This is a genomic window from Paenibacillus sp. NPDC058367, from assembly GCF_042723305.1.
Lineage (GTDB): Bacteria > Bacillota > Bacilli > Paenibacillales > Paenibacillaceae > Paenibacillus_AQ.
Genome location: NZ_JBHXIZ010000012.1, coordinates 22,800 through 41,910 on the forward strand (window position 1 = coordinate 22,800; position 19,111 = coordinate 41,910).

The window sequence follows — 19,111 nt, forward strand, 5'->3', positions numbered from 1 at the left end:
CTTAAACCTCCTATAGCAGCACGGCGCATTGCGCGCACTGCAAATATATAGGCAACACGACACTTCGTGCGTGCTTAAACACACAAGCAATACGGCCCTTCGCGCGTACCAAACATAAAACCTAAGCCTAAACCGAGAAAATTCCTAGCTCACCGTACGCGGACGCTCCATTCGGCCAACACCAGGCATATGCAGGCTGGACCATTCCGGATGGAAATGATCTACACGACTTACGACAATCGTCATGTCATCATGGATCTCATTGCCCTGATAACGAATTACCTTATCTAACAAGCTATCCGCCAAATCTTGAGGATCATCCCCCTCAAGCTCTTGGATCAACCGTTTCATCCATATCTCCTTATTAACGGCATATCCTGGCGCATCATAAATACCATCCGTCATCATAATCAAAATATCACCGGCCCGAAGCTGCATGCTAATCAGATCCACATCGATATCTTTAATGATTCCTATAGGCAGATTGCTAGAGGTTATTGGAATGACCTCACTACCCCTCCGGATAAAGCTCGGTGCAGAAGCAATCTTCATAAAAGTTGTCTGTGCGGAATACTGATCGATCAAAGCCATGTCAACGGTAGCGTAGAACTCGTCAGGAGAACGTAATAAGAGAATAGAGTTTACCGACTTTACAGCCAGCTTCTCATCCATACCGGATTGCAGTAGCTTTTCTAACATACCGAGGGCGGCACTACTCTCCATTCTCGCCCGCTCACCATTTCCCATTCCGTCGCTAATGGATACTGCAAAGGTGCCGTTTCCAAGCTCTACGGTACTGAAGCTATCGCCAGATAACATATCTCCTCCTTTAGAAACAACGGCCACTCCTGTGTTTATCTCAAAGGCTTTGGCTGAACCGAAGGTAACCATCGACAATCCTTCCCGAGGATGGACTGCCGTCTCGCTCATGACAGCAATATTCTCATCTAGTATGTCGGAAAGGAGCGGAGCGATCATTTTACGGCATTCATCAAAACCACGAGTATAGGCATGCACCACCTCTATTTCTACACGCCCAGGATCTAAACTTAGGATTTCGATACTATGAATAGACAGCCCTAATTTCTCCAATGTCTCACGGATTTGAGCTTCCTGACGATACATAGCCTGTCCCTCACGTTTTATTTCACGCGCCAGGTCCTCCATAACCTGTGACACGCCCGATAACTGCTCGGCAACAAATTGACGACTATCGTATATTTGTCTTTTCCATCGCATATCATGTTGGTAAAGATCATATTGTCCTTTCATGACTTCAAGTACTTCACCAGTTTTACCGCAAATCCGGCTCCATTCCGGAGGCAGCTGAGCTGCCGTAATATCAGGGCATTCCTCAACAGTAGTCATCATATCTGTCATGTATCTATACGTCTGATAGAATTTTGCATCCCAGCAGTGGGAACGCCGAATGCATCCTGCACAGGCCCCCTCTGTCACCGTACTCATGAAATCCTCCATCTCACGGTCTGACTTCCCTACTTCTCCGGCACGTGGAATCTGCCCAAAGCTGCTCGACAGCTGCTGGAATACCTGTGAGAATTGCGTCACCCGTTCTGCCGTTAAATCCCTGACCCTTCGCGCATATTCGTGTTGAGATCGGCTATGATCTGACGTGCCAGGAACATATTTAGCAATGGCAGATATCATCGCCTTAGGCGTTATAAGAAATAGCACTACCGCTACGCAGGTTTCCCATGTTGAGGCCATCATATCACCCGGACCCGTAAAATAGACGGAAAGGATCGTGGATCCTAGCAACATCCCGATAGATACTGCACCTTTTCGACCACCCTGCATCATTCCCGCTAGCATTCCAGAAAAAGCAAGCAGGCTCATCTGATAGATAGCACTAATATCCGCCAAACTGAGAATCAATCCGGTCACCACCCCAACAGCAGCCCCAAGAGGAGCCCCCCCTGCCATGGCGAAGAGTAGAATCAAATATCGTGACAATATATGCTCCAAAGACAAACCATTAAGGGTCCAGCCCACAAGGCCCGTCATTACTGAGGCAAGTAAGATAATAAGGCACAGAATCTCCTCGTTCCTAAGCGCTCTACTCTTTTGCTTATAGGTTAGTAAAGGCAGCGCTTGAATGAACACCAGTGTAAGCACAAAACCTAGTAAAGCATCTAGTGTTGTCATCATAAGCGGATACCAAGAAAGAGAAGGTCCAATAACAATCTGGAACAAACCAACCATAAACGAAGACACGAACACCATTAGTGGTGCATAGGATAAATCTATTCGTTCATAACTTTCCAAGCCTTTATAAACTAAAAAGAAAATAATCAGCTCAGCAGCAGTAACCAAAGCTCCAGGGAATGGAGTAAAGAGACTTCCAGCTATAATGGCTGCAGCTACAGGTAGAATAGAGTCGCGACGCATAAACACAATGACGGCAAAGTATGCGACAGCAAAAGGGGATAGTTCGTCCAGAATCATGGCTCTACCCAGCAGAAACCCCATGAAACTAAGCAATAGCATCCATTTCTTCGCTGCTATTAGCTGAATATACCGCTGTTTCTGACCCCAAGCTGTAATACGCGTGCGCAATGCTTGTCTCTGCTTCTTATCTTCACTTCCCACTCTTGTCCACTCTGGCAAATTTACCACGTTGCTTTTACTCATTCCCCTACACCACCCGTTTAAGAATTTATGGTACTCATTATATAACCGAGGAATTGAGAAAGTTTGTCAGAAATGGAGGGACACACACAAGAAATTTCCGACAAAAAAGCCTTCATTCATGATCTGTAAAAAAGCGGTTCTATCCCTTGCGGGACGGTAGGTTGATTGGTTTCAAGATTGTTTACAACGTAATTTCACGCGCTGACGCGGCGGTCTTTCGTCAGCGATTGCCCTAGAGTTATGTGAGAATGACATGGATGCTGTCGGCAATTTTATATGACATGACAAAAAAACCGCAAGGGCGAAATGCCCCTGCGGTTATTTATGATGTACAGGTATTGGATTACACGCGTTTAGCTCCACGGCCTCCGCGCTTTCCTTCTGTGTTCTTCTTAATCGAAGATATCCGTTCTTCGCTGTCTTTCAGGAATCGCGACATTTTATCCTCGAATGAAGGTTTACCGGCTGCAGGCTTAAATGGACGCCCACCCCGTTCACGATTGAATCCACCGCCGCCTCCACCACTGCCGCCGCCACCGCCGAAACGGTCTCCGCCGCTAGGACGTTCTGGTCTTGGAGCTCTAGGCGGACGTACTTCCGATGCTGGCTTGTCAACAGCCTGCTTAATGGAAAGTCCGATCTTGCCGTCCTTATCGACGTTGATCACCTTGACTGTTACTACATCACTAATCTTCAGATGATCGTTAACATCCTTGACATAATTATCGGCGATTTCCGAGATGTGAACGAGACCTGTGACACCTCCTGACAGATCCACAAATGCTCCGAAATGCGTGATGCCTGTCACTTTGCCTTCTAACTTGGTGCCCACTTCAATTGCCATAGAATAAAATGATCCTCCCTTAAAAATATACAGACGAATATTAAGGTCATCCTGTCTGCGGTGATTTGATTATACAGTAAAGAGCAAAGCAAGGCAACAGAGTAAAAGCCTCTTTTCGCCGCTATTATTGCTCTGATTGCTCTGTTCGAATAGGAGTTTCCCCTTGAGGATAGATATTGTACCATTTACGTGCTAATTGGCCAATATACTCGTCATCATTAAGTCTGGATAATTCATATTTTAATTGAGTTAAAGATGCCATGACATCCTCACTAGTCTCCTGTTTCTTTGCAAGTTCCTCACCCTTGTCCGCAATGACCGCACTTTGAGCGAAGTAAGTATAACCCGCCCAACCAAAAAATACTGCCACAAAGACAATCCACATAAATCTTCTTCTCTTCGCGCCTGCGGCCGAATTTTTGCTATGATTACTTTTCTCTTCCGCAGTAAATCTGTTCATGCAACGTACCCCCTAATTCAAGGTCAGCGTTTCCGCCATTTGGTAATCCATTCAGTGATCCTCACAATCCAGGCGCTATGTGTCAGCCGCGATAACTGTGGAGAGATCCACCTAACAGGTAATACCCAAATTGGTTTGGTCAGACGCAGCAGAAGCTTAAAGATGAACCGCAGAATACGACCTAGTAGCTTTAGCAGCCCTAAAATAAATCGCCAAAGCCAGAGAAGAGGTGTACCTATCAGGATCTCCACAAGTCTCCACAGCAACCTGCACATATACTGAACCGATTGAATTAACCTTAACACAAAACGCCGCACCGTAACACTGAAGATTAAAAAATAGATCCATACTCCTAGAAACAAACCTAGAAAGACATAAAACCGCAATTGTCCTTGATTTCCGGCATACAGCATACGAAAAACGAGCAAGGCGGCCCAAAGCCAATACAGTAGATCTAGCATGGCATTCAGCCATTTGGGAAAATTGAACTTCAGCGACAGCACCCGGTAGCTGTCATAGGCCAGTCCCATTGCCAGCCCGGCCATGATCATGTAGAACAGCGTCACCCACTGGACTGCAGGATTCATTTAAATAGCTTACCGAGCAGACCTTTATTTTTGCCCTGCGATCCGGGATCGAGATAAATCAGGGAATGTACATTGCCCTCTAAGGACAACATTCCGTTCTCCAGACTTAAATTTTTGATATGTAAATGATTCCCGCGAATGGTGAGATGGCCGAGTTCTGTACGAAGCAAAAATTCCTCGCTGTCGAAGCTCTCCACATTTTGCACGCCCGTCAACTCCAGCTGCTTCCGACTGCGCATGTGCAGATCATGCTGTTTGTTTACCTTTCCTGGCTCGATCATAGCATGTACCCCTCCTTCTTACCTCTAATCTATGGCAGAGGCAGAAGTTATAGAACATCCCGTCCCACTAAAAATAATAGAAACAAAAAGAAAAAGAAGGCACAACTCTACAAAATGTAAAGTTATGCCTTCTTCTATTACTCTTACCAGTCCAGTCCGCTGCTTTTGGCAACAGGCTCTTCCCGAACTAGAGTATACATACCAGCGGCCTCGTCCTTGCGAGTCGTTTCGACCAGCTTTTCTACTTTGACCGTTACAAGCTTTTGTCCAAATTGTACAGTAATCTCGTCACCGATCTTAACTGCACTACTAGGTTTAGATTCCCGCCCGTTAATCAGTACCCGGCCTTGTTCGGACACATCCTTGGCCACTGTACGGCGCTTAATTAAACGGGACACTTTCAGGAATTTGTCAAGACGCATTAGTTAACGGCTTCTTTAAGCTTGTTACCAGCTTTGAAAGCCGGTACAGTCGATTCTGGAATTTCAATCGTTGTGCCCGTTTGCGGGTTGCGACCAGTGCGTCCTGCACGTTTGCGAGTTTCAAAAGTTCCGAAACCGATCAGTTGGACTTTATCACCTTTTGCCAAAGCTTCTGTAATCTCACCCAAGAATCCGTTCAATACTGCTTCTACATCTTTTTTTGCCAATCCGTTTTTCTCGGAAATGTTGTTTACCAAATCTGTCTTGTTCATAATTTAAAGTTCCTCCTAGGATACGAAAAAATAAATGAAACGAGAATCACCACCATAATATGGGGCGAATCGCATTTCGTCTTTATGTTATTCTTGATGTCACCTTAAAATCCTGCCACGATTCGTCGTTTTTTTAAAAAAGAAGCAGTTATTTCTCAGAAATCGTCGCAGAATCTATTCTATAGCACTATTAAACTACTGGCCACATTCTAAATCAGAAAATAAAAGCTACATCCACAGCATTGCCCCATTTTTGAGTCCATATACCGTAAAGGGGCTGTGAATTACTAGACTTTTCGCTCCTCAGCCTTAGCCTCTTGCCACAGTTCTTCCATCTCTTCCAAACTACTATCCTTTACGCTCGTTCCCTTGCGCTGCAAGCTTTGCTCAATATATTGAAACCGGCGCACAAATTTGCGGTTAGTCCGGGTTAATGCCTCTTCCGGATCTGCACCGATAAAACGAGCGACATTCGTAACTGCAAACAACAAATCCCCAAGTTCCAGAATTTGATCATCTGTCGCCGCATCGGTGTCAATCGCCTCCTGCAGCTCATCGATCTCCTCACGAATCTTGGCTATGCAATCCGTAGCGTTGTCCCAGTCAAAGCCCACCTTGGATGCTTTTTTCTGAAGCTTGTATGCCTTCATAAGAGCAGGCAGGTCACGCGGAACACCACTAAGAACGGATAATTCCTCTGGCTTCACACCTTTACGCCGCTTCTCTTCTGCCTTCATGCCCTCCCAGTTCTTCAGCGCTTCTTCGGCATCATTCGCATTGGTATCCCCAAATACGTGAGGGTGACGGAAGATAAGCTTATCATTCAGCCCTTCAATGACGTCATACACGTTAAACGTGCCAAGCTCCTCCTCCATTTGAGAGTGAAGCATAATTTGCAGCAAAAGGTCGCCCAGCTCCTCTTTCATATGATCAGGGTCATCCTCATCAATCGTTTCAAGGACTTCATAGGTTTCTTCGATTAAATTTTTGCGCAGGGATTCATGTGTCTGCTCCCGATCCCATGGACAACCTTCCGGGCTTCGAAGAATATCGACAATCTCATGCAGACGGGCAAAGGTACGATTTCTTAGATTCTCGTCACGATTGGCAGGTACATAAACTAACGACAGGTTGCCATAACCGTCGAGTCGATCCAGTTCGTACAGTGGGACTCTTACAATACTTTCTTCGTTCTCGACACCGAGTGCATGCCCCACAACAACTTCATATTCAGGCGGGTACAGCTCCATCAAACATAATTTTGTCTCCGAGGCTGTAAAGCTATCGTACACCTGACCAATCAGAGTATGTAGTTCAGGCTGAAGCTGAGCACTGCGAATGCCTGAAGCATCTAGTAACTGAAACCCTTCAATGGGGTCAAACCCCAGTCGAACAAACGCCTCGTCGAGAAAGCTCTCCCCACCCAATATTTGCAGTTCAATGCCTTCCTCAGGACACCGCTCGCGCAGCTGCGAAACCGCTGATTCCGCAACCATAGGATGACCCGGAACCGCGTAAACAATATCTGTACCGTCTGCTGCTGCTTGTGCCTCTTCAATCAGTTTTGAAGTAATCGCTGCATACACCTCTGGAAACGAGGATAAAGATTCATACAATCCATCAAAGGACTGTGAAGTTATTTCAAGCTCGGAGAGGGCAGCCATGACTGGATGCTCTTTTGTGCGGACATAGACAACGGATGCTGCCTTCAGCTTCTTTATAATTCCTAGCGTCAATCGATCAGGGTTGCCTGAACCCAGACCGACGACCGTTAATGTTGCACTCATGTCTGTTCCTCCTCTTAAGCGGCTGTCTCAGCAGACCGCATTTTTATATTGTGATGTAAACGTTGATTAAGGGAATAAGCGCAGCTTCTTCAGCTTGTCCGCCAGGGACGGGCCGAAGCCTGGAAGCTGGCGAAGCTCGCTCTCGCTAAGGAGCCGAAGGACTATAGCCCCTACGGCAAAGACAGCGCAGCCTGCGAGCACCCCGAGCAGGCTCTGCGCCAAGCTGGCAGTGCGCCCGCCGCCGATGCCAGCGGCCGTAGCCGCAGCGTCCACGCCCCAGCTGGTGGCTGCAGCGGCAAGAGCCAGGCCCGCTGTGAGCAGCGCGGGCCGTGCCAGGGCATCTGCGAGGCGAAGCCGCAGATGGCCCTGGCGATACAGCAGCAGCACGTTGAGCGCTGCTGCGAACGAATGCGCGGCCACGCCAGCGATGGCTGCGCCGGTAATGCCCTGCTGCGGAACCAGCAGCAGGTTCAGGGCCGCCTTGAGCAGCGCGGCGGCCAAAAGGTGCAGGGCCGGGGCGCGCACGTAGCCGAGGCCCTGCAGGAGTGCAGCCGAGATGATGCTGACCGTACCGCCAACAGCGGTTAAGGCCAGCCAAGTCATAGTGCTGCTGCCGGCGGTGTCGCCATAAAGAGCCATATTAATCGGCTCAGCAAGCACTGCAAGGCCCGCTGACGCTGCCAGCCCTAGCAGCCAGAACCAACGCAGCGACAAGCTGCAACGGTTCTCGATCAGCTTCATATCTCCCTTATACTTCGCCTCTGCTAAGGCTGGTATGAACACAACAGACAAAGAAGTGGCAATCATCGTTACAATCTGCACTAGTGGCAAACCACGATTGTATACACCAAACTGTGTCATTGCCTCCACTTCGCTTCCTACAGAGGATAGCAAGCGAGGTACAGTGAATACATCTACAAGACCGATAAGAGGCATTGCCAGCGCACCAAGCATCACGGGAATTCCATAAGCCAGCAAGGCCCCTGCTTTAACGCCCATAATCCGTTGATTCGAACGCCCCTCATTATCTGCATTGGGCAGCTTTAAACCCTGACTTTCGACAGAAGCGGCAGCATCTAAAGGGGACCCTTGTCTTAATACCCGCCGATGACGTCGCAAAAATAGCAGCATAATCACAAGCCCTGCTGCCCCTCCCCCGGCTGAACCAAGCAATGCGCCAGCAGCAATGCTCTCAGCTCCTGCACCCAGTGAGGTCAGATATAAGAGCAGTACAATCATTACTGTAACACGTACAGACTGCTCTACAATTTGTGACACAGCCGTCGGAACCATATTATGAAGACCCTGAAAGTAACCCCGAAGAGCTGACATGATTGGAACAACCGCAAGTCCCCACGCACTTGCCCGCAAAGCGGGCATCACATGCGAGTTGCCGACCCACCCAGCTATAATCGGCGCACCTGCATAGGTGATTGCTCCGATAACCAAACCGCTTATGGCTGTTATAACCGCAGATAACCGCAGAATCCGCCGACCCTCGTCATCCCGCCTTCCTGCAGAGGCTTCAGCGACAAATTTGGATATGGCCGCTGGCAGACCCAGCATCGCTACCGTCAACAACATCGTGTACAAAGGATAAACCGTGTTGTATATACCAAATACCGCATCTCCGCCTAGATTTTGCAGCGGGATTTTTTGGAGTGTACCTATAAGCTTTGAAATAATCGCTGCTGCACTTAGAATAAATGCCCCTTGCAGCAATCGTGATGTTTGTGAGTTCGATTTCATAAAGTACCTGCTTCTACAACTTTAATGGGATGAATTTCTATATTATAACGTATGTATACCCACAAGTAGAAACGGTTTTGTAAGAACGACAAAACCCCGTTTGCCCTTTGTATATCTTACCAAAAGGAAAGCGGGGTCTACATTACGGTTATTGCTCCATTTGCTTGCCAAGGAATGCGGCGGCGGTTTCGGACATTTTCACTTCCATTGACGACATTTTCGCTGAATCATCCTTACTTACCATCACTACACAACCAATAGGATCTCCACCGGAAATGATCGGTGAGGCTACATATGAGGACACCAAATCCGGATGATCTTTAGCGATTTCATAACTGCCTTCGTTGGTTTCCAGTACAGTCTTACGACTATCCATGACCTTCTCCAAAAGAATTCCTACTTGTTTTTCCAAATAGTCTTTCTTGGAGCCACCAGCCAGTGCAATAAAGGTATCACGATCAGCAATCATCGTAATATGCCCAGTACCCTCGAACAAGGACTCCGCGTACTCTTTTGCAAAGTCACCAAGCTCGCCAATCGGGGAATATTTCTTGAGTATGACTTCACCGTCCCGATCGACGAAAATTTCCAGTGGGTCGCCTTCTCTAATCCGTAGAGTACGTCTAATTTCTTTGGGAATAACCACTCGTCCGAGATCATCAATACGCCGAACAATTCCAGTAGCTTTCATTTCACATGTGCCCCGCTTTCTTAAGAAGTATGGTCTTACTACTGTCCATTATGGGAAAGGATAATCCCAGTGATTTATCGTAATATCTGACCATAGTATTCATCTCTTCCCAGATCCTTATACATAAGCTGACATGTATTAATATCTGCATCAAGATAAAGGCCGTTCTGAAGATGTTTCTTCGAAATAAAAAGCCATCTTCACATTAAGTGAGGATGGCTTTTCTAAGGTAAGCTTGTCCATTTTTACCGATGTTTATTCAGCAGCTTTTGTAGCACTTGGGGATGCGCTTGGCGCTGTAGTGGCTTCTGTTCCGCTATTTTTTGTTCCGGATTCATCTGCGGCAGCAGAGCTCTTCGGCAGATTGATGCTCTCAATAATGCCTTCCAGATCTTTCTCCATGAACGCTTCTAGGTTCTTGGACACAATGGAGCTCTTAATGCCTTCTTTTTGTTCATCCGTTAACTGATCAAAGGTTTTGTCGGTACGGGACTCCACTTTGATAATGTGGTAACCATAAGAAGTCTCTACAGGATCACTAATGGTATTCAAAGGCAAGGTTTGAGCAGCCTTCTTAAACTCGTCTACATACGTTCCTACAGCTTTATCTTTATATTCTCCGCCTGTTTCCTTAGAGCTTGTATCGTCAGTGTATTCCTTAGCGATTGCTGCAAAATCAGCTCCGCCGTCCAGCTTTGCCTTAACTTCCTTCGCGATTTTCAGTGCTTCTTCGCTAGTGCGCTCTTTGTTGTTAGCATCTGTCAGACCGATTAGCACATGGCGCAAAGTCGCTACCGTAAAGTCACCTTTTGTAGCTTCAAATTCTTTGACAACCTGATCATCTGTCACTTTAAGCAGCATATCCTGATAAACCGTCAGCACACGCTCCATATAACTATGGATATCGCCCTCTGTAACGTCTGCGTCTTTAAGTGTTTTCTTATAAGTGTCGCCCAGAGCTTTCTTCAAGTCAGCGATTTGGCTATCAGCCTCTTTCTTCGCCTGCTTCTTCGCTTCATCCGTTGCTTTGGAAGCCAAATATTCAAAGCCTACTTCCTGCTTCAAAATAGACTCCTTAAACGCCTCAATCTCTAAATATTGCGCTTGCTGCGGGGAGAGGAATTTCATGATTTTTTGATCCATCGCAAATTCCTTCTCTGTGATTGTTCCACCTTTATAAGTCGCAACTGCCTTGCTATCATCAGCACTACTACCGCATGCTGCTAGCATAGAAAAGGAAACCGCTGCTACCAATGAAACGAGCAGTACTTTCCATGATTTTTTTTTATTTAACGACATTGTGTAGTTCTCCCTTCGATTTAAAAGACTGTTTAGCTTCCTTAAGAAACTGTTCAAGCAAGTCAAGCAGCTGTTTATCACTTAAGTCTTTCGACTTTACTCGGATACTGGCTTTAGCATCTCTATCGAATTGTACACGTCTTTCGAAGCTATTTCCAACTTTGGCGAGTTTGGCCGTATCCAGAGCGCCAAGACTTCCCTCATAGAAATTCAGGGTAACATCATCACCACGTCTGATCATGGAATCAATGCCATACATTTTTCCATACACTTTTAGACGAGCCACAGTTAATAGATTAACAACTGCTTCAGGCAGTTCTCCGAACCGATCCAAGAGCTCATCCTCAAGCTCAGAAGCATCATCGAAGGATGTTACTGCCGCAACCTTTTTGTAGATTTCAATTTTCTGGATACTGTCGTAAATATACTCGGACGGCAGATATGCGTCAATCGACAAATCAATGACGGTATTGCCCTCTTTGAGCGAGGTATCTTCCTCTCCAAGCACAGTAACCTTACGCTTGCGGATCTCCTCCGCCAGCATTTGTGAGTATAGATCAAATCCCACGGATGCAATAAAGCCATGCTGTTCTGCACCAAGTAAGTTACCGGCACCACGAATAGATAAATCCCGCATCGCTATTTTGAAACCAGAACCCAGTTCCGTAAATTCCTTGATAGATTGCAGCCGCTTCTCTGCCACTTCAGTCAGAACCTTGTCCCGCTGATAGGTAAAATAGGCGTACGCAATCCGGTTGGACCGGCCTACACGTCCACGTAATTGATAGAGCTGAGACAAGCCCATCTTATCGGCATCATGCACAATAAGTGTATTTACGTTAGGAATATCTACACCCGTCTCAATAATACTTGTGCTGACCAGCACATCGTATTCTCCATCAAGAAAATCAAGGATCGTCTTCTCCAGCTCCGCTTCCGACATTTGGCCATGTCCAATGCCTACCCTAGCCTCAGGAACAAGCATAGAAATTTGAGCGGCCATTTCTTGAATGCCCTGCACACGATTATAGAGATAGTAGACTTGACCGCCACGAGCCAATTCACGCTCTACAGCTTCCCGCGTAAGCGTCTGACTATGCTCAACAACATAAGTCTGGACGGGGAAACGGTTCTCCGGCGGCGTCTCAATGACAGACAAATCACGCACTCCCAGCATCGACATATGCAATGTACGAGGAATTGGAGTTGCTGTCAGGGTAAGAACATCTACATTCGTTTTTAACTTCTTCAGCTTCTCTTTATGAGTCACGCCAAATCGCTGTTCCTCATCCACGATCAATAAACCTAAGTCCTTAAATACAAGGTCCTGAGACAACAAACGGTGGGTACCAATAACCACGTCAACCGTTCCTGCCCGAACGCCTTTAATCGTCTCATTCTGCTCCTTACGGCTGCGGAAACGACTTAGGACTTGAATATTTAGCGGATAATTTGCGAAGCGTTCCCGAAAGGTCTCATAATGCTGCTGAGCTAGAATCGTTGTCGGTACCAGCACAGCCACCTGTTTACCTTCAATCGCTGATTTAAAGGCTGCTCGTATAGCTACCTCCGTCTTACCATATCCAACGTCTCCACAAAGGAGCCGATCCATTGGACGATTCTGTTCCATATCCTTCTTAATCTCTTCAATCGCTCGAAGCTGATCCCGAGTCTCCTCGTAAGGGAACATTTCTTCAAATTCACGCTGTTCCTGTGTGTCCTTCTCAAAACCATACCCTGCTGCACTTTGGCGTTCAGCGTACAGTTTGATTAGATCATCAGCAATATCCTGAACGGAAGAGCGAACCTTATTGGTCACCCGCGTCCATTCATTACCGCCTAATTTATATACTTTCGGCTCTTTATCTTCTGAACCGACATATTTCTGAATCAAGTCAATTTGCTCAATTGGAACCGAGAGCTTATCGCCACCCGCATATAAAATATGCATATAGTCGCGATGAATACCGCTGACCTCCAGCGTACCGATCCCCATATACTTACCGATACCATGGTTCTGGTGAACAACATAATCACCAATTTTCAGCTCAGTATAACTCTTGATCCGTTCAGCATTATCTATCCCTTTGGAGATCTTCCGTGCCTTCCGCTGCTTCTGAGAGAACATCTCTCCTTCAGTGATAACGGCTAAATGAATAGAAGGCAGCTCAAAGCCTGAACCCAGGTTTCCTTGTACGATCGTTGGCTCATCAATGCCGTAGTCATAAAGGACTCTGCGCACACGTTCAATCCGTTCTTCACTGCTCGCAAGCATCATTACCTTTACACCAGACTTCTGCCAACGCTCCATTTCCGATTTAAGCACATTCATCTGACCATGGAAATCCTGCATCCCACGACTAATAAACCCAAGAATGTTCTGTGGTTGAATGTGTGGGACCTGGCGCAAAAAGATCGACATAAACAGGCTTTGGAACGGACGTTTGTACATCACAACATCTGTCTCGACAGAGAGATCCAGATCCGGCAATGTTTTGCCGTTTTGCATCAGATGGAGGTTCCATTCCGATTCATCTCTTTCGAGCTGTTTCGCCGTTTCAAGCAGTCTTGTCGGCTCATCGAGAATAAGAATCGTATCCTGGGCCATGTAATCAAATAAATGAGAGCGTTCAGGGTATAAAAGACTGATATATTTATAGATTTCAGGAAAATAGGTTCCTTCGCGCAGCATTTCTAGCTCGCGTCCAATTTCTTCTTTTAGACGCAACTTAGCCTGCCGATCCGCCATTTTCTCAAGCTGTCGTTCCAGCATAACAGATGCTTCAGCAGAAGCAGATTCCTGGCGAAACCTGCTCGCTATAATCTCTTTAGCCGGTGTAATCTTCACACTTCGTACTTTATCAATAGAACGCTGATCGACTGGATCAAAAGTTCTGATCGAATCAACCTCATCATCAAATAACTCAACACGATATGCCAAAGGAGAAGTCATTGGATAAAAATCAATAATTCCACCTCTTACACTCAGTTCACCGCGATTCTCAACCCGCTCTACTCTTTCATAACCCATTTCGATCATGGACATCAAGAATTCATCCAGAGCAAGCGTTCCATCCTGAGAAACCGTAACCTGTGCCTCTGCCATAACCTCTGGTGCAGGGAGCAGTCTGCGCACTCCCGAGTAGGGAACCACAACAATACCACGGAAGCCCTGAGCACATTTGGTCAGTACATCAATACGCTGGGCTAATGTCTCTGGACTTGAGACAGCCGCTTCCGCAGCCACAAGTTCATTAGCAGGATAGAGCAGAACTCGTTCCGGGGAAAGCGCTTCCTGTAAATCATCGGCCATTTTCTGAGCCGAAAACATATTATGAGTCACTACAAGCAAGGGACGAGCTGTCTCTTCATGCAGTGCTGCAAGCATGATCTGTCTAGCTGAACCTGTAAGCCCCGATATGAGCTGTTCTTTCATACCTGCAGCTACACCCTGGGTGATAGACTGGAAATCGGGATCCTTGGAAAAAGCTTCTATAATACCTTGTAACAACAGGCGCACCTCTCTTACTAAACAGGCTAACGGGAGCCAAAGCCACCGTCACCTATTATGATTGGAATCGAAAAGAAGCCTCAGCTGTAACGCCAAGGCTTGCGGATGACGATAGAGACAGGCGCTATCACCTACTGAAGCGGACTCGTCAGCAGGCTAAGCTCCGGATTATGCTCTAAAGCCTCCTTGCAATAGTCGCAAGTCACCTTTACCGTGATCTCACCTTCTGAATTATACGCTATTATATCTCTGCGCTCCGCAGGGGTCAAGGAATGAAGGCCCAACTGCATTTCTGTAACATCACTTCTATTAATGCTGCCTAGAGATGTCTTGCAGTGCCTACATACATAGTTTATTGCCATCTATATGCCTCCTGAAGGTACTATATACCTTCAGTATGTCCGGGGAGCATCATCTTTAGCCTCATAACCAACAGAGTTTACAGATCAACCATTGAATTTAGCCATCGTCTGTTCGAATGAATTCTGTAAGCTGAACTCCAGTGCATCACAAGTATTAAGGATCATCTGCTTCAGAGGATCGCCTTCCTTTTTAGGAAATGAAGAGAGAACATAATCCACTATTGCAAAACCCGGTTCAGGGCGAGAAATACCCATGCGTACCCGATTAAAGCTTTGTGTACCTACATGCTGAATGATCGATTTAATTCCGTTATGCCCACCAGCACTACCTTGATAACGCAAGCGAATTTTTCCGATTTCGGTATCTAGATCATCGTAGACGACGATCATATCTTCTAGTTTAACTTTGTAATAATCCATATAAGCGCGAACGGCCTCACCGGACAAATTCATAAAGGTCATCGGTTTAATCAATACGGTTTTGATTCCCCCGATAACCCCTTCACCGATCACGGATTTACATTTGCTTTGGTTGAAGGAAATCCCGTTCTGAGCCGCAAGCTCATCCAATGCCATAAAACCAACATTATGCCTTGTTTTCGCATATTGTGTTCCCGGATTTCCCAATCCGACAATCCATTTCATTATCGAACCTTTCCTTTCCATCGGGCTCTCCGGCAAGAGAAGTCCGTTTTTGGTACAATAGATCTTATCTACATATCTCTGTGCAACCAGAGCGAAATTATACTCCGAAGACAGGTGATAACCTATGCTACATCAAAGTGGAATCTTAACACATCAGCGCGATTTTCAGTACCATATCCAATATGCTGTGCCTGTGGAAATATACAGAGGCGACGTGCACATTGACATTGGTGTATTGACAGCAGTGGACGAAGGATTCGTGGAGCTGCAAGGGACACTCTATAACCGCAGCATATTCACCTTCGTCTCCCGCGCCGGGTATTGAAGCCAGCGCTTCTACCTGCATCACGCCGATAAGGGTTACATCTCCGAGAGCGGAGGTGTAACCCTTTTGTACAATATAAGAATGTATAAGTTTCACGCTATACATTATTCTTATATTTCTCGCATAAACGCTTACCGTCCTTTTGGGACGCCGAAGGCGTTTTTGCTTGCTATTATTGATTATATTTATTCAATTTCAAACAATTTACTAATCGACAACTCTTCATGAACGCGGATAATTGCCTCACCCATAAGTGGAGCCACGGACAACACTTTGAGTTTAGAAGTTGGGTTCGCGCTGCGAATTGGAATCGTATCTGTCACGATAATCTCTTTAATTGGAGAATTCTCCAGACGTTCATGTGCAGGACCAGACAATACTGGGTGTGTACAGCAAGCGTATACTTCCTTCACGCCGCCTTCCATCAAAGCATTAGCACCAAGTACAATGGTTCCAGCAGTATCGATAATATCATCGATCAGAATGGCTGTTTTACCTTCAATATTACCGATAATGTTCATGACTTCGCTGACATTCGGTTCTGGACGACGCTTGTCTATAATTGCAAGCGGAGCGTTCAGGAAATCAGCAAGCTTTCTTGCACGTACTACACCGCCGTGATCTGGCGATACGACAACTGGGTTCTCGATTTGTTTGGAACGGAAATACTGAGCCAGGATAGGAACTCCCAGCAAGTGATCCACTGGAATATCAAAGAATCCCTGAATCTGCATAGCATGGAGGTCCATCGTAATTACACGGTGGGCGCCGGCTTTTTCAATCAAATTTGCTACCAGCTTGGCTGTAATAGGGTCACGGGAACGAGCTTTCCGATCTTGACGAGCGTAACCATAGTAAGGGATAACCACATTGATGCTTTTTGCGGAGGCGCGTTTGAGTGCATCCACCATAACTAAAAGCTCCATTAGGTTGTCATTAACCGGGCCGCAGGTGGATTGAACAATATACACATGACAACCCCGAACGCTCTCTGACAGCTTGACCTGAATTTCTCCATCGCTAAAACTTGTAGTATGCGATTCACCCATCGGAATTCCGATGTAATCAGCGATTTGACTAGCAAGCTTTGGGTTGGAGTTACAGGTGAAAATCTTTAATTTGGAATCACAATAAGTCATAAAATTTAAACCCTCCGTGACGGAATTTAGCTTTCCAAAGGCGCCGGCGCGGAAATTCAAGTCCGTCCGGCGCTTCTTAGCAACGCTTTACGATGGACTCGAGTGGTCTTTCTTCGCTTTTGCACGGGAACGGATCTTCTCTGCATATCCCGGTTTATTCTCCTGCCGTACTCTGGCAACAGCCAGATCATTCTCTGAAACGGAACGCGTAATTGTCGAACCAGCTACAACAAAAGCCCCCTTGCCCACAGAAACCGGTGCAATAAGGTTAACGTTACTGCCGATAAAGGCATCGTCTTCAATTGTTGTCGTAAATTTATTATACCCGTCGTAGTTAACAGTAATCGCACCGCAACCGACGTTTACATTCTTACCCACAGATGCGTCGCCAATATAGCTAAGATGCGACACCTTAGAACCGTCACCAATCGTAGCATTCTTGATCTCGACGAAATCTCCAACCTTCACTTCTTCTCCAAGTATAGAACCTGGACGCAAATAGGCAAAAGGCCCAACGGTAGTCCGTGCGCCAACTTGTGCTTGATTCAATACGGACTGCTTAATCGTCGCGTCGTCCATGATCTGACAATCTTCGATTTCACTTGCCGGTCCGATCACACAGTTCTCACCGATTACAGTTTTACCCTTCAAGATGGTTCCTGGATAGATCGTTGTATCCGACCCAATGACTACATCTGCTCCGATATATGTGGAGGCAGGATCGATTATGGTTACGCCACCCAGCATATGTTTGCGGTTGATACGTTGACGCATAATACCTTCCGCATCAGATAAAGCTAAACGGTCATTAACACCAATAGACTCGTTAGCATCCTCAGTCTGGAATGCTAAAACAAGATCACCTTGCTCACGCAAAATACTGATAACATCTGTCAAATAATATTCCTGTTGATTATTGCTGTTAGTAACCTTCTCTAAAGCCGAAAATAACTTGATGTTATCAAAGCAATAAATTCCTGTGTTGATTTCATGAATAGCTGCCTGTTCGGCATTACAATCTTTCTGTTCTACGATCTTCATTAAGCCGCCATCTTCACTACGTATAATCCGTCCTAATCCAGATGGATCATCCATTACTGCGGTTAATACAGTCGCTGCCGCCTGACGCTCCTCATGCAGAGCCATCAATCCTATCAGCGTCTCCGATGTAATAAGCGGAGTGTCACCATAAGCAACAATCGTCGTTCCTTCTTCACCACCGAGCAAATCCTTAGCTTGTTTGACAGCGTGACCAGTACCGAGCTGAGTTTCCTGCAGCACGTATTCCGCACTTTGCCCTACATAGGCCTTAACCTTCTCTGCGCCATGCCCAACAACAACAACGGTGCGCTGGCATCCGGTCGCTTCTACTGTATCAAGCACGTGCCCTACCATTGGCTTACCGCAAACGGGGTGCAGCACCTTATATAATTTAGATTTCATTCGCTTGCCTTGACCTGCGGCAAGAACTACAGCCATTCTTTTCAAGAATGCCAACCTCCTACTCTTGAACTCACTACTGAATATATCTCATTCCGGGCAAAAAGAAAAGAGAACCATGAAGTCATGGTTCTCTTTTCTATAAACCCCATGTTAGAAAAGCATTTATCGCTGCCTTTCGAAGATGTCGTCAAATCCTTCACTAGCGCTAGCTTTTCTTGCAAGATCAAGCTGCTTAAGTCATGAAGTATATTCGGTATGATCTTATCAAAAACGGCGGATCCTACGCCACCCAAAAGGTAGCCGTCTTCCGAGGCAGCCTAAGCTCCCTCTTCAATAACTTCTTCTTCTTCTTCAGTAGCGGCGCGATCGTACTCGGCCAGAACCGCGGATTGAATCTTCTCGCGTGTTCCCGAAGAGATCGGGTGAGCGATATCGCGGAATTCGCCATCCGGTGTACGCTTGCTGGGCATTGCAACAAACATCCCGTTATTACCATCGATGACGCGAATGTCATGAACAACAAACTCGTTATCGATTGTAATGGATGCGATTGCTTTCATTCTCCCCTCAGAGTTAACGCGGCGGAGTCTGACATCCGTAATTTGCATGTGTGTGTTCACCACCTTTTTCCATCAGAGACTT

18 protein-coding genes are annotated in these 19,111 nt (G+C 46.4%); 1 reads left to right on the top strand and 17 read right to left on the bottom strand.

Features of this window, described 5'->3' with window-relative positions; genetic code table 11:
• Positions 1–144 precede the first annotated feature (144 nt).
• The 14 genes from spoIIE to pth form a co-directional block, all read right to left on the bottom strand.
• The gene (gene spoIIE, locus ACFWMP_RS30785; protein ID WP_379426110.1) at positions 145–2,652 is read right to left on the bottom strand and encodes a stage II sporulation protein E; all 2,508 of its coding nucleotides are present in this window, start codon (positions 2,650–2,652) and stop codon (positions 145–147) included.
• Positions 2,653–2,995: 343 nt separating this feature from the next.
• Positions 2,996–3,496: a S1 domain-containing RNA-binding protein gene (locus ACFWMP_RS30790; protein ID WP_036678766.1), complete on the bottom strand. Its 501-nt coding sequence runs from the start codon at positions 3,494–3,496 to the stop codon at positions 2,996–2,998.
• A 124-nt stretch (positions 3,497–3,620) separates the two neighbouring features.
• Positions 3,621–3,956 carry an FtsB family cell division protein gene (locus ACFWMP_RS30795; protein ID WP_042183861.1) on the bottom strand — a complete coding sequence of 112 codons (336 nt, stop codon included), beginning with the start codon at positions 3,954–3,956 and terminating at the stop codon, positions 3,621–3,623.
• 23 nt (positions 3,957–3,979) lie between these two features.
• Entirely contained in the window at positions 3,980–4,543 is a 564-nt protein-coding gene (yabQ, locus tag ACFWMP_RS30800) for a spore cortex biosynthesis protein YabQ (RefSeq protein WP_042183859.1), read from the bottom strand.
• Positions 4,540–4,824: a sporulation protein YabP gene (yabP, locus tag ACFWMP_RS30805; protein ID WP_042123140.1), complete on the bottom strand. Its 285-nt coding sequence runs from the start codon at positions 4,822–4,824 to the stop codon at positions 4,540–4,542. The genes yabQ and yabP overlap by 4 nt, the downstream gene beginning before the upstream one ends.
• A 143-nt stretch (positions 4,825–4,967) precedes the next feature.
• Complete coding sequence (locus ACFWMP_RS30810; protein WP_042183857.1) at positions 4,968–5,246, bottom strand: RNA-binding S4 domain-containing protein; 279 nt, start codon at positions 5,244–5,246, stop codon at positions 4,968–4,970.
• The gene (locus tag ACFWMP_RS30815) at positions 5,246–5,518 is read right to left on the bottom strand and encodes an HU family DNA-binding protein (protein ID WP_036678778.1); all 273 of its coding nucleotides are present in this window, start codon (positions 5,516–5,518) and stop codon (positions 5,246–5,248) included. Before ACFWMP_RS30815 ends, ACFWMP_RS30810 begins: the two co-directional genes overlap by 1 nt.
• A 287-nt stretch (positions 5,519–5,805) precedes the next feature.
• On the bottom strand, positions 5,806–7,305 hold the full coding sequence (gene yabN / locus ACFWMP_RS30820) for a bifunctional methyltransferase/pyrophosphohydrolase YabN (RefSeq protein WP_042183855.1): 1,500 nt from the start codon (positions 7,303–7,305) through the stop codon (positions 5,806–5,808).
• Positions 7,306–7,371: 66 nt separating this feature from the next.
• Entirely contained in the window at positions 7,372–9,054 is a 1,683-nt protein-coding gene (locus tag ACFWMP_RS30825; protein WP_042183853.1) for a putative polysaccharide biosynthesis protein, read from the bottom strand.
• 148 nt (positions 9,055–9,202) lie between these two features.
• Entirely contained in the window at positions 9,203–9,745 is a 543-nt protein-coding gene (gene spoVT / locus ACFWMP_RS30830; RefSeq protein ID WP_339244191.1) for a stage V sporulation protein T, read from the bottom strand.
• A gap of 255 nt (positions 9,746–10,000) precedes the next feature.
• Positions 10,001–11,044 (bottom strand): peptidylprolyl isomerase, encoded by a 1,044-nt coding sequence (locus ACFWMP_RS30835; RefSeq protein ID WP_042183851.1) that lies wholly within the window; start codon positions 11,042–11,044, stop codon positions 10,001–10,003.
• Positions 11,031–14,555: a transcription-repair coupling factor gene (gene mfd / locus ACFWMP_RS30840; RefSeq protein WP_042123128.1), complete on the bottom strand. Its 3,525-nt coding sequence runs from the start codon at positions 14,553–14,555 to the stop codon at positions 11,031–11,033. Before mfd ends, ACFWMP_RS30835 begins: the two co-directional genes overlap by 14 nt.
• 131 nt (positions 14,556–14,686) lie before the next feature.
• Positions 14,687–14,917, bottom strand: coding sequence for an anti-sigma-F factor Fin (gene fin, locus ACFWMP_RS30845; protein WP_042123127.1), 231 nt, complete (start codon positions 14,915–14,917; stop codon positions 14,687–14,689).
• 84 nt (positions 14,918–15,001) lie between these two features.
• Positions 15,002–15,562, bottom strand: a complete 561-nt coding sequence (pth, locus tag ACFWMP_RS30850) for an aminoacyl-tRNA hydrolase (RefSeq protein WP_339244188.1) — start codon at positions 15,560–15,562, stop codon at positions 15,002–15,004.
• A 124-nt stretch (positions 15,563–15,686) separates the two neighbouring features.
• Between pth and ACFWMP_RS30855 the strand changes: the two genes are divergently transcribed.
• Complete coding sequence (locus tag ACFWMP_RS30855; RefSeq protein ID WP_042183847.1) at positions 15,687–15,887, top strand: hypothetical protein; 201 nt, start codon at positions 15,687–15,689, stop codon at positions 15,885–15,887.
• A 185-nt stretch (positions 15,888–16,072) separates the two neighbouring features.
• On the opposite strand, the gene ACFWMP_RS30860 is transcribed toward ACFWMP_RS30855, so the two are convergent.
• From ACFWMP_RS30860 to spoVG, 3 genes are all read right to left on the bottom strand, one after another.
• Positions 16,073–17,026 carry a ribose-phosphate diphosphokinase gene (locus tag ACFWMP_RS30860; RefSeq protein WP_036678796.1) on the bottom strand — a complete coding sequence of 318 codons (954 nt, stop codon included), beginning with the start codon at positions 17,024–17,026 and terminating at the stop codon, positions 16,073–16,075.
• A gap of 87 nt (positions 17,027–17,113) precedes the next feature.
• Positions 17,114–18,514, bottom strand: coding sequence for a bifunctional UDP-N-acetylglucosamine diphosphorylase/glucosamine-1-phosphate N-acetyltransferase GlmU (glmU, locus tag ACFWMP_RS30865; RefSeq protein WP_042183845.1), 1,401 nt, complete (start codon positions 18,512–18,514; stop codon positions 17,114–17,116).
• 272 nt (positions 18,515–18,786) lie between these two features.
• Positions 18,787–19,077, bottom strand: a complete 291-nt coding sequence (gene spoVG / locus ACFWMP_RS30870) for a septation regulator SpoVG (RefSeq protein ID WP_042123119.1) — start codon at positions 19,075–19,077, stop codon at positions 18,787–18,789.
• Positions 19,078–19,111: the final 34 nt, after the last annotated feature.

Coding starts and splice junctions, on each gene's coding strand:
- ACFWMP_RS30855 (WP_042183847.1), top strand. CDS start 15,687: ATGCTACATCAAAGTGGAATCTTAACACATCAGCGCGATTTTCAGTAC.
- yabQ (WP_042183859.1), bottom strand. CDS start 4,543: ATGAATCCTGCAGTCCAGTGGGTGACGCTGTTCTACATGATCATGGCC.
- ACFWMP_RS30810 (WP_042183857.1), bottom strand. CDS start 5,246: ATGCGTCTTGACAAATTCCTGAAAGTGTCCCGTTTAATTAAGCGCCGT.
- ACFWMP_RS30860 (WP_036678796.1), bottom strand. CDS start 17,026: ATGACTTATTGTGATTCCAAATTAAAGATTTTCACCTGTAACTCCAAC.
- fin (WP_042123127.1), bottom strand. CDS start 14,917: ATGGCAATAAACTATGTATGTAGGCACTGCAAGACATCTCTAGGCAGC.
- yabN (WP_042183855.1), bottom strand. CDS start 7,305: ATGAGTGCAACATTAACGGTCGTCGGTCTGGGTTCAGGCAACCCTGAT.
- ACFWMP_RS30825 (WP_042183853.1), bottom strand. CDS start 9,054: ATGAAATCGAACTCACAAACATCACGATTGCTGCAAGGGGCATTTATT.
- spoVG (WP_042123119.1), bottom strand. CDS start 19,077: ATGCAAATTACGGATGTCAGACTCCGCCGCGTTAACTCTGAGGGGAGA.
- ACFWMP_RS30835 (WP_042183851.1), bottom strand. CDS start 11,044: ATGTCGTTAAATAAAAAAAAATCATGGAAAGTACTGCTCGTTTCATTG.
- ACFWMP_RS30790 (WP_036678766.1), bottom strand. CDS start 3,496: ATGGCAATTGAAGTGGGCACCAAGTTAGAAGGCAAAGTGACAGGCATC.
- yabP (WP_042123140.1), bottom strand. CDS start 4,824: ATGATCGAGCCAGGAAAGGTAAACAAACAGCATGATCTGCACATGCGC.
- pth (WP_339244188.1), bottom strand. CDS start 15,562: ATGAAATGGATTGTCGGATTGGGAAATCCGGGAACACAATATGCGAAA.
- ACFWMP_RS30795 (WP_042183861.1), bottom strand. CDS start 3,956: ATGAACAGATTTACTGCGGAAGAGAAAAGTAATCATAGCAAAAATTCG.
- ACFWMP_RS30815 (WP_036678778.1), bottom strand. CDS start 5,518: ATGAACAAGACAGATTTGGTAAACAACATTTCCGAGAAAAACGGATTG.
- spoIIE (WP_379426110.1), bottom strand. CDS start 2,652: ATGAGTAAAAGCAACGTGGTAAATTTGCCAGAGTGGACAAGAGTGGGA.
- spoVT (WP_339244191.1), bottom strand. CDS start 9,745: ATGAAAGCTACTGGAATTGTTCGGCGTATTGATGATCTCGGACGAGTG.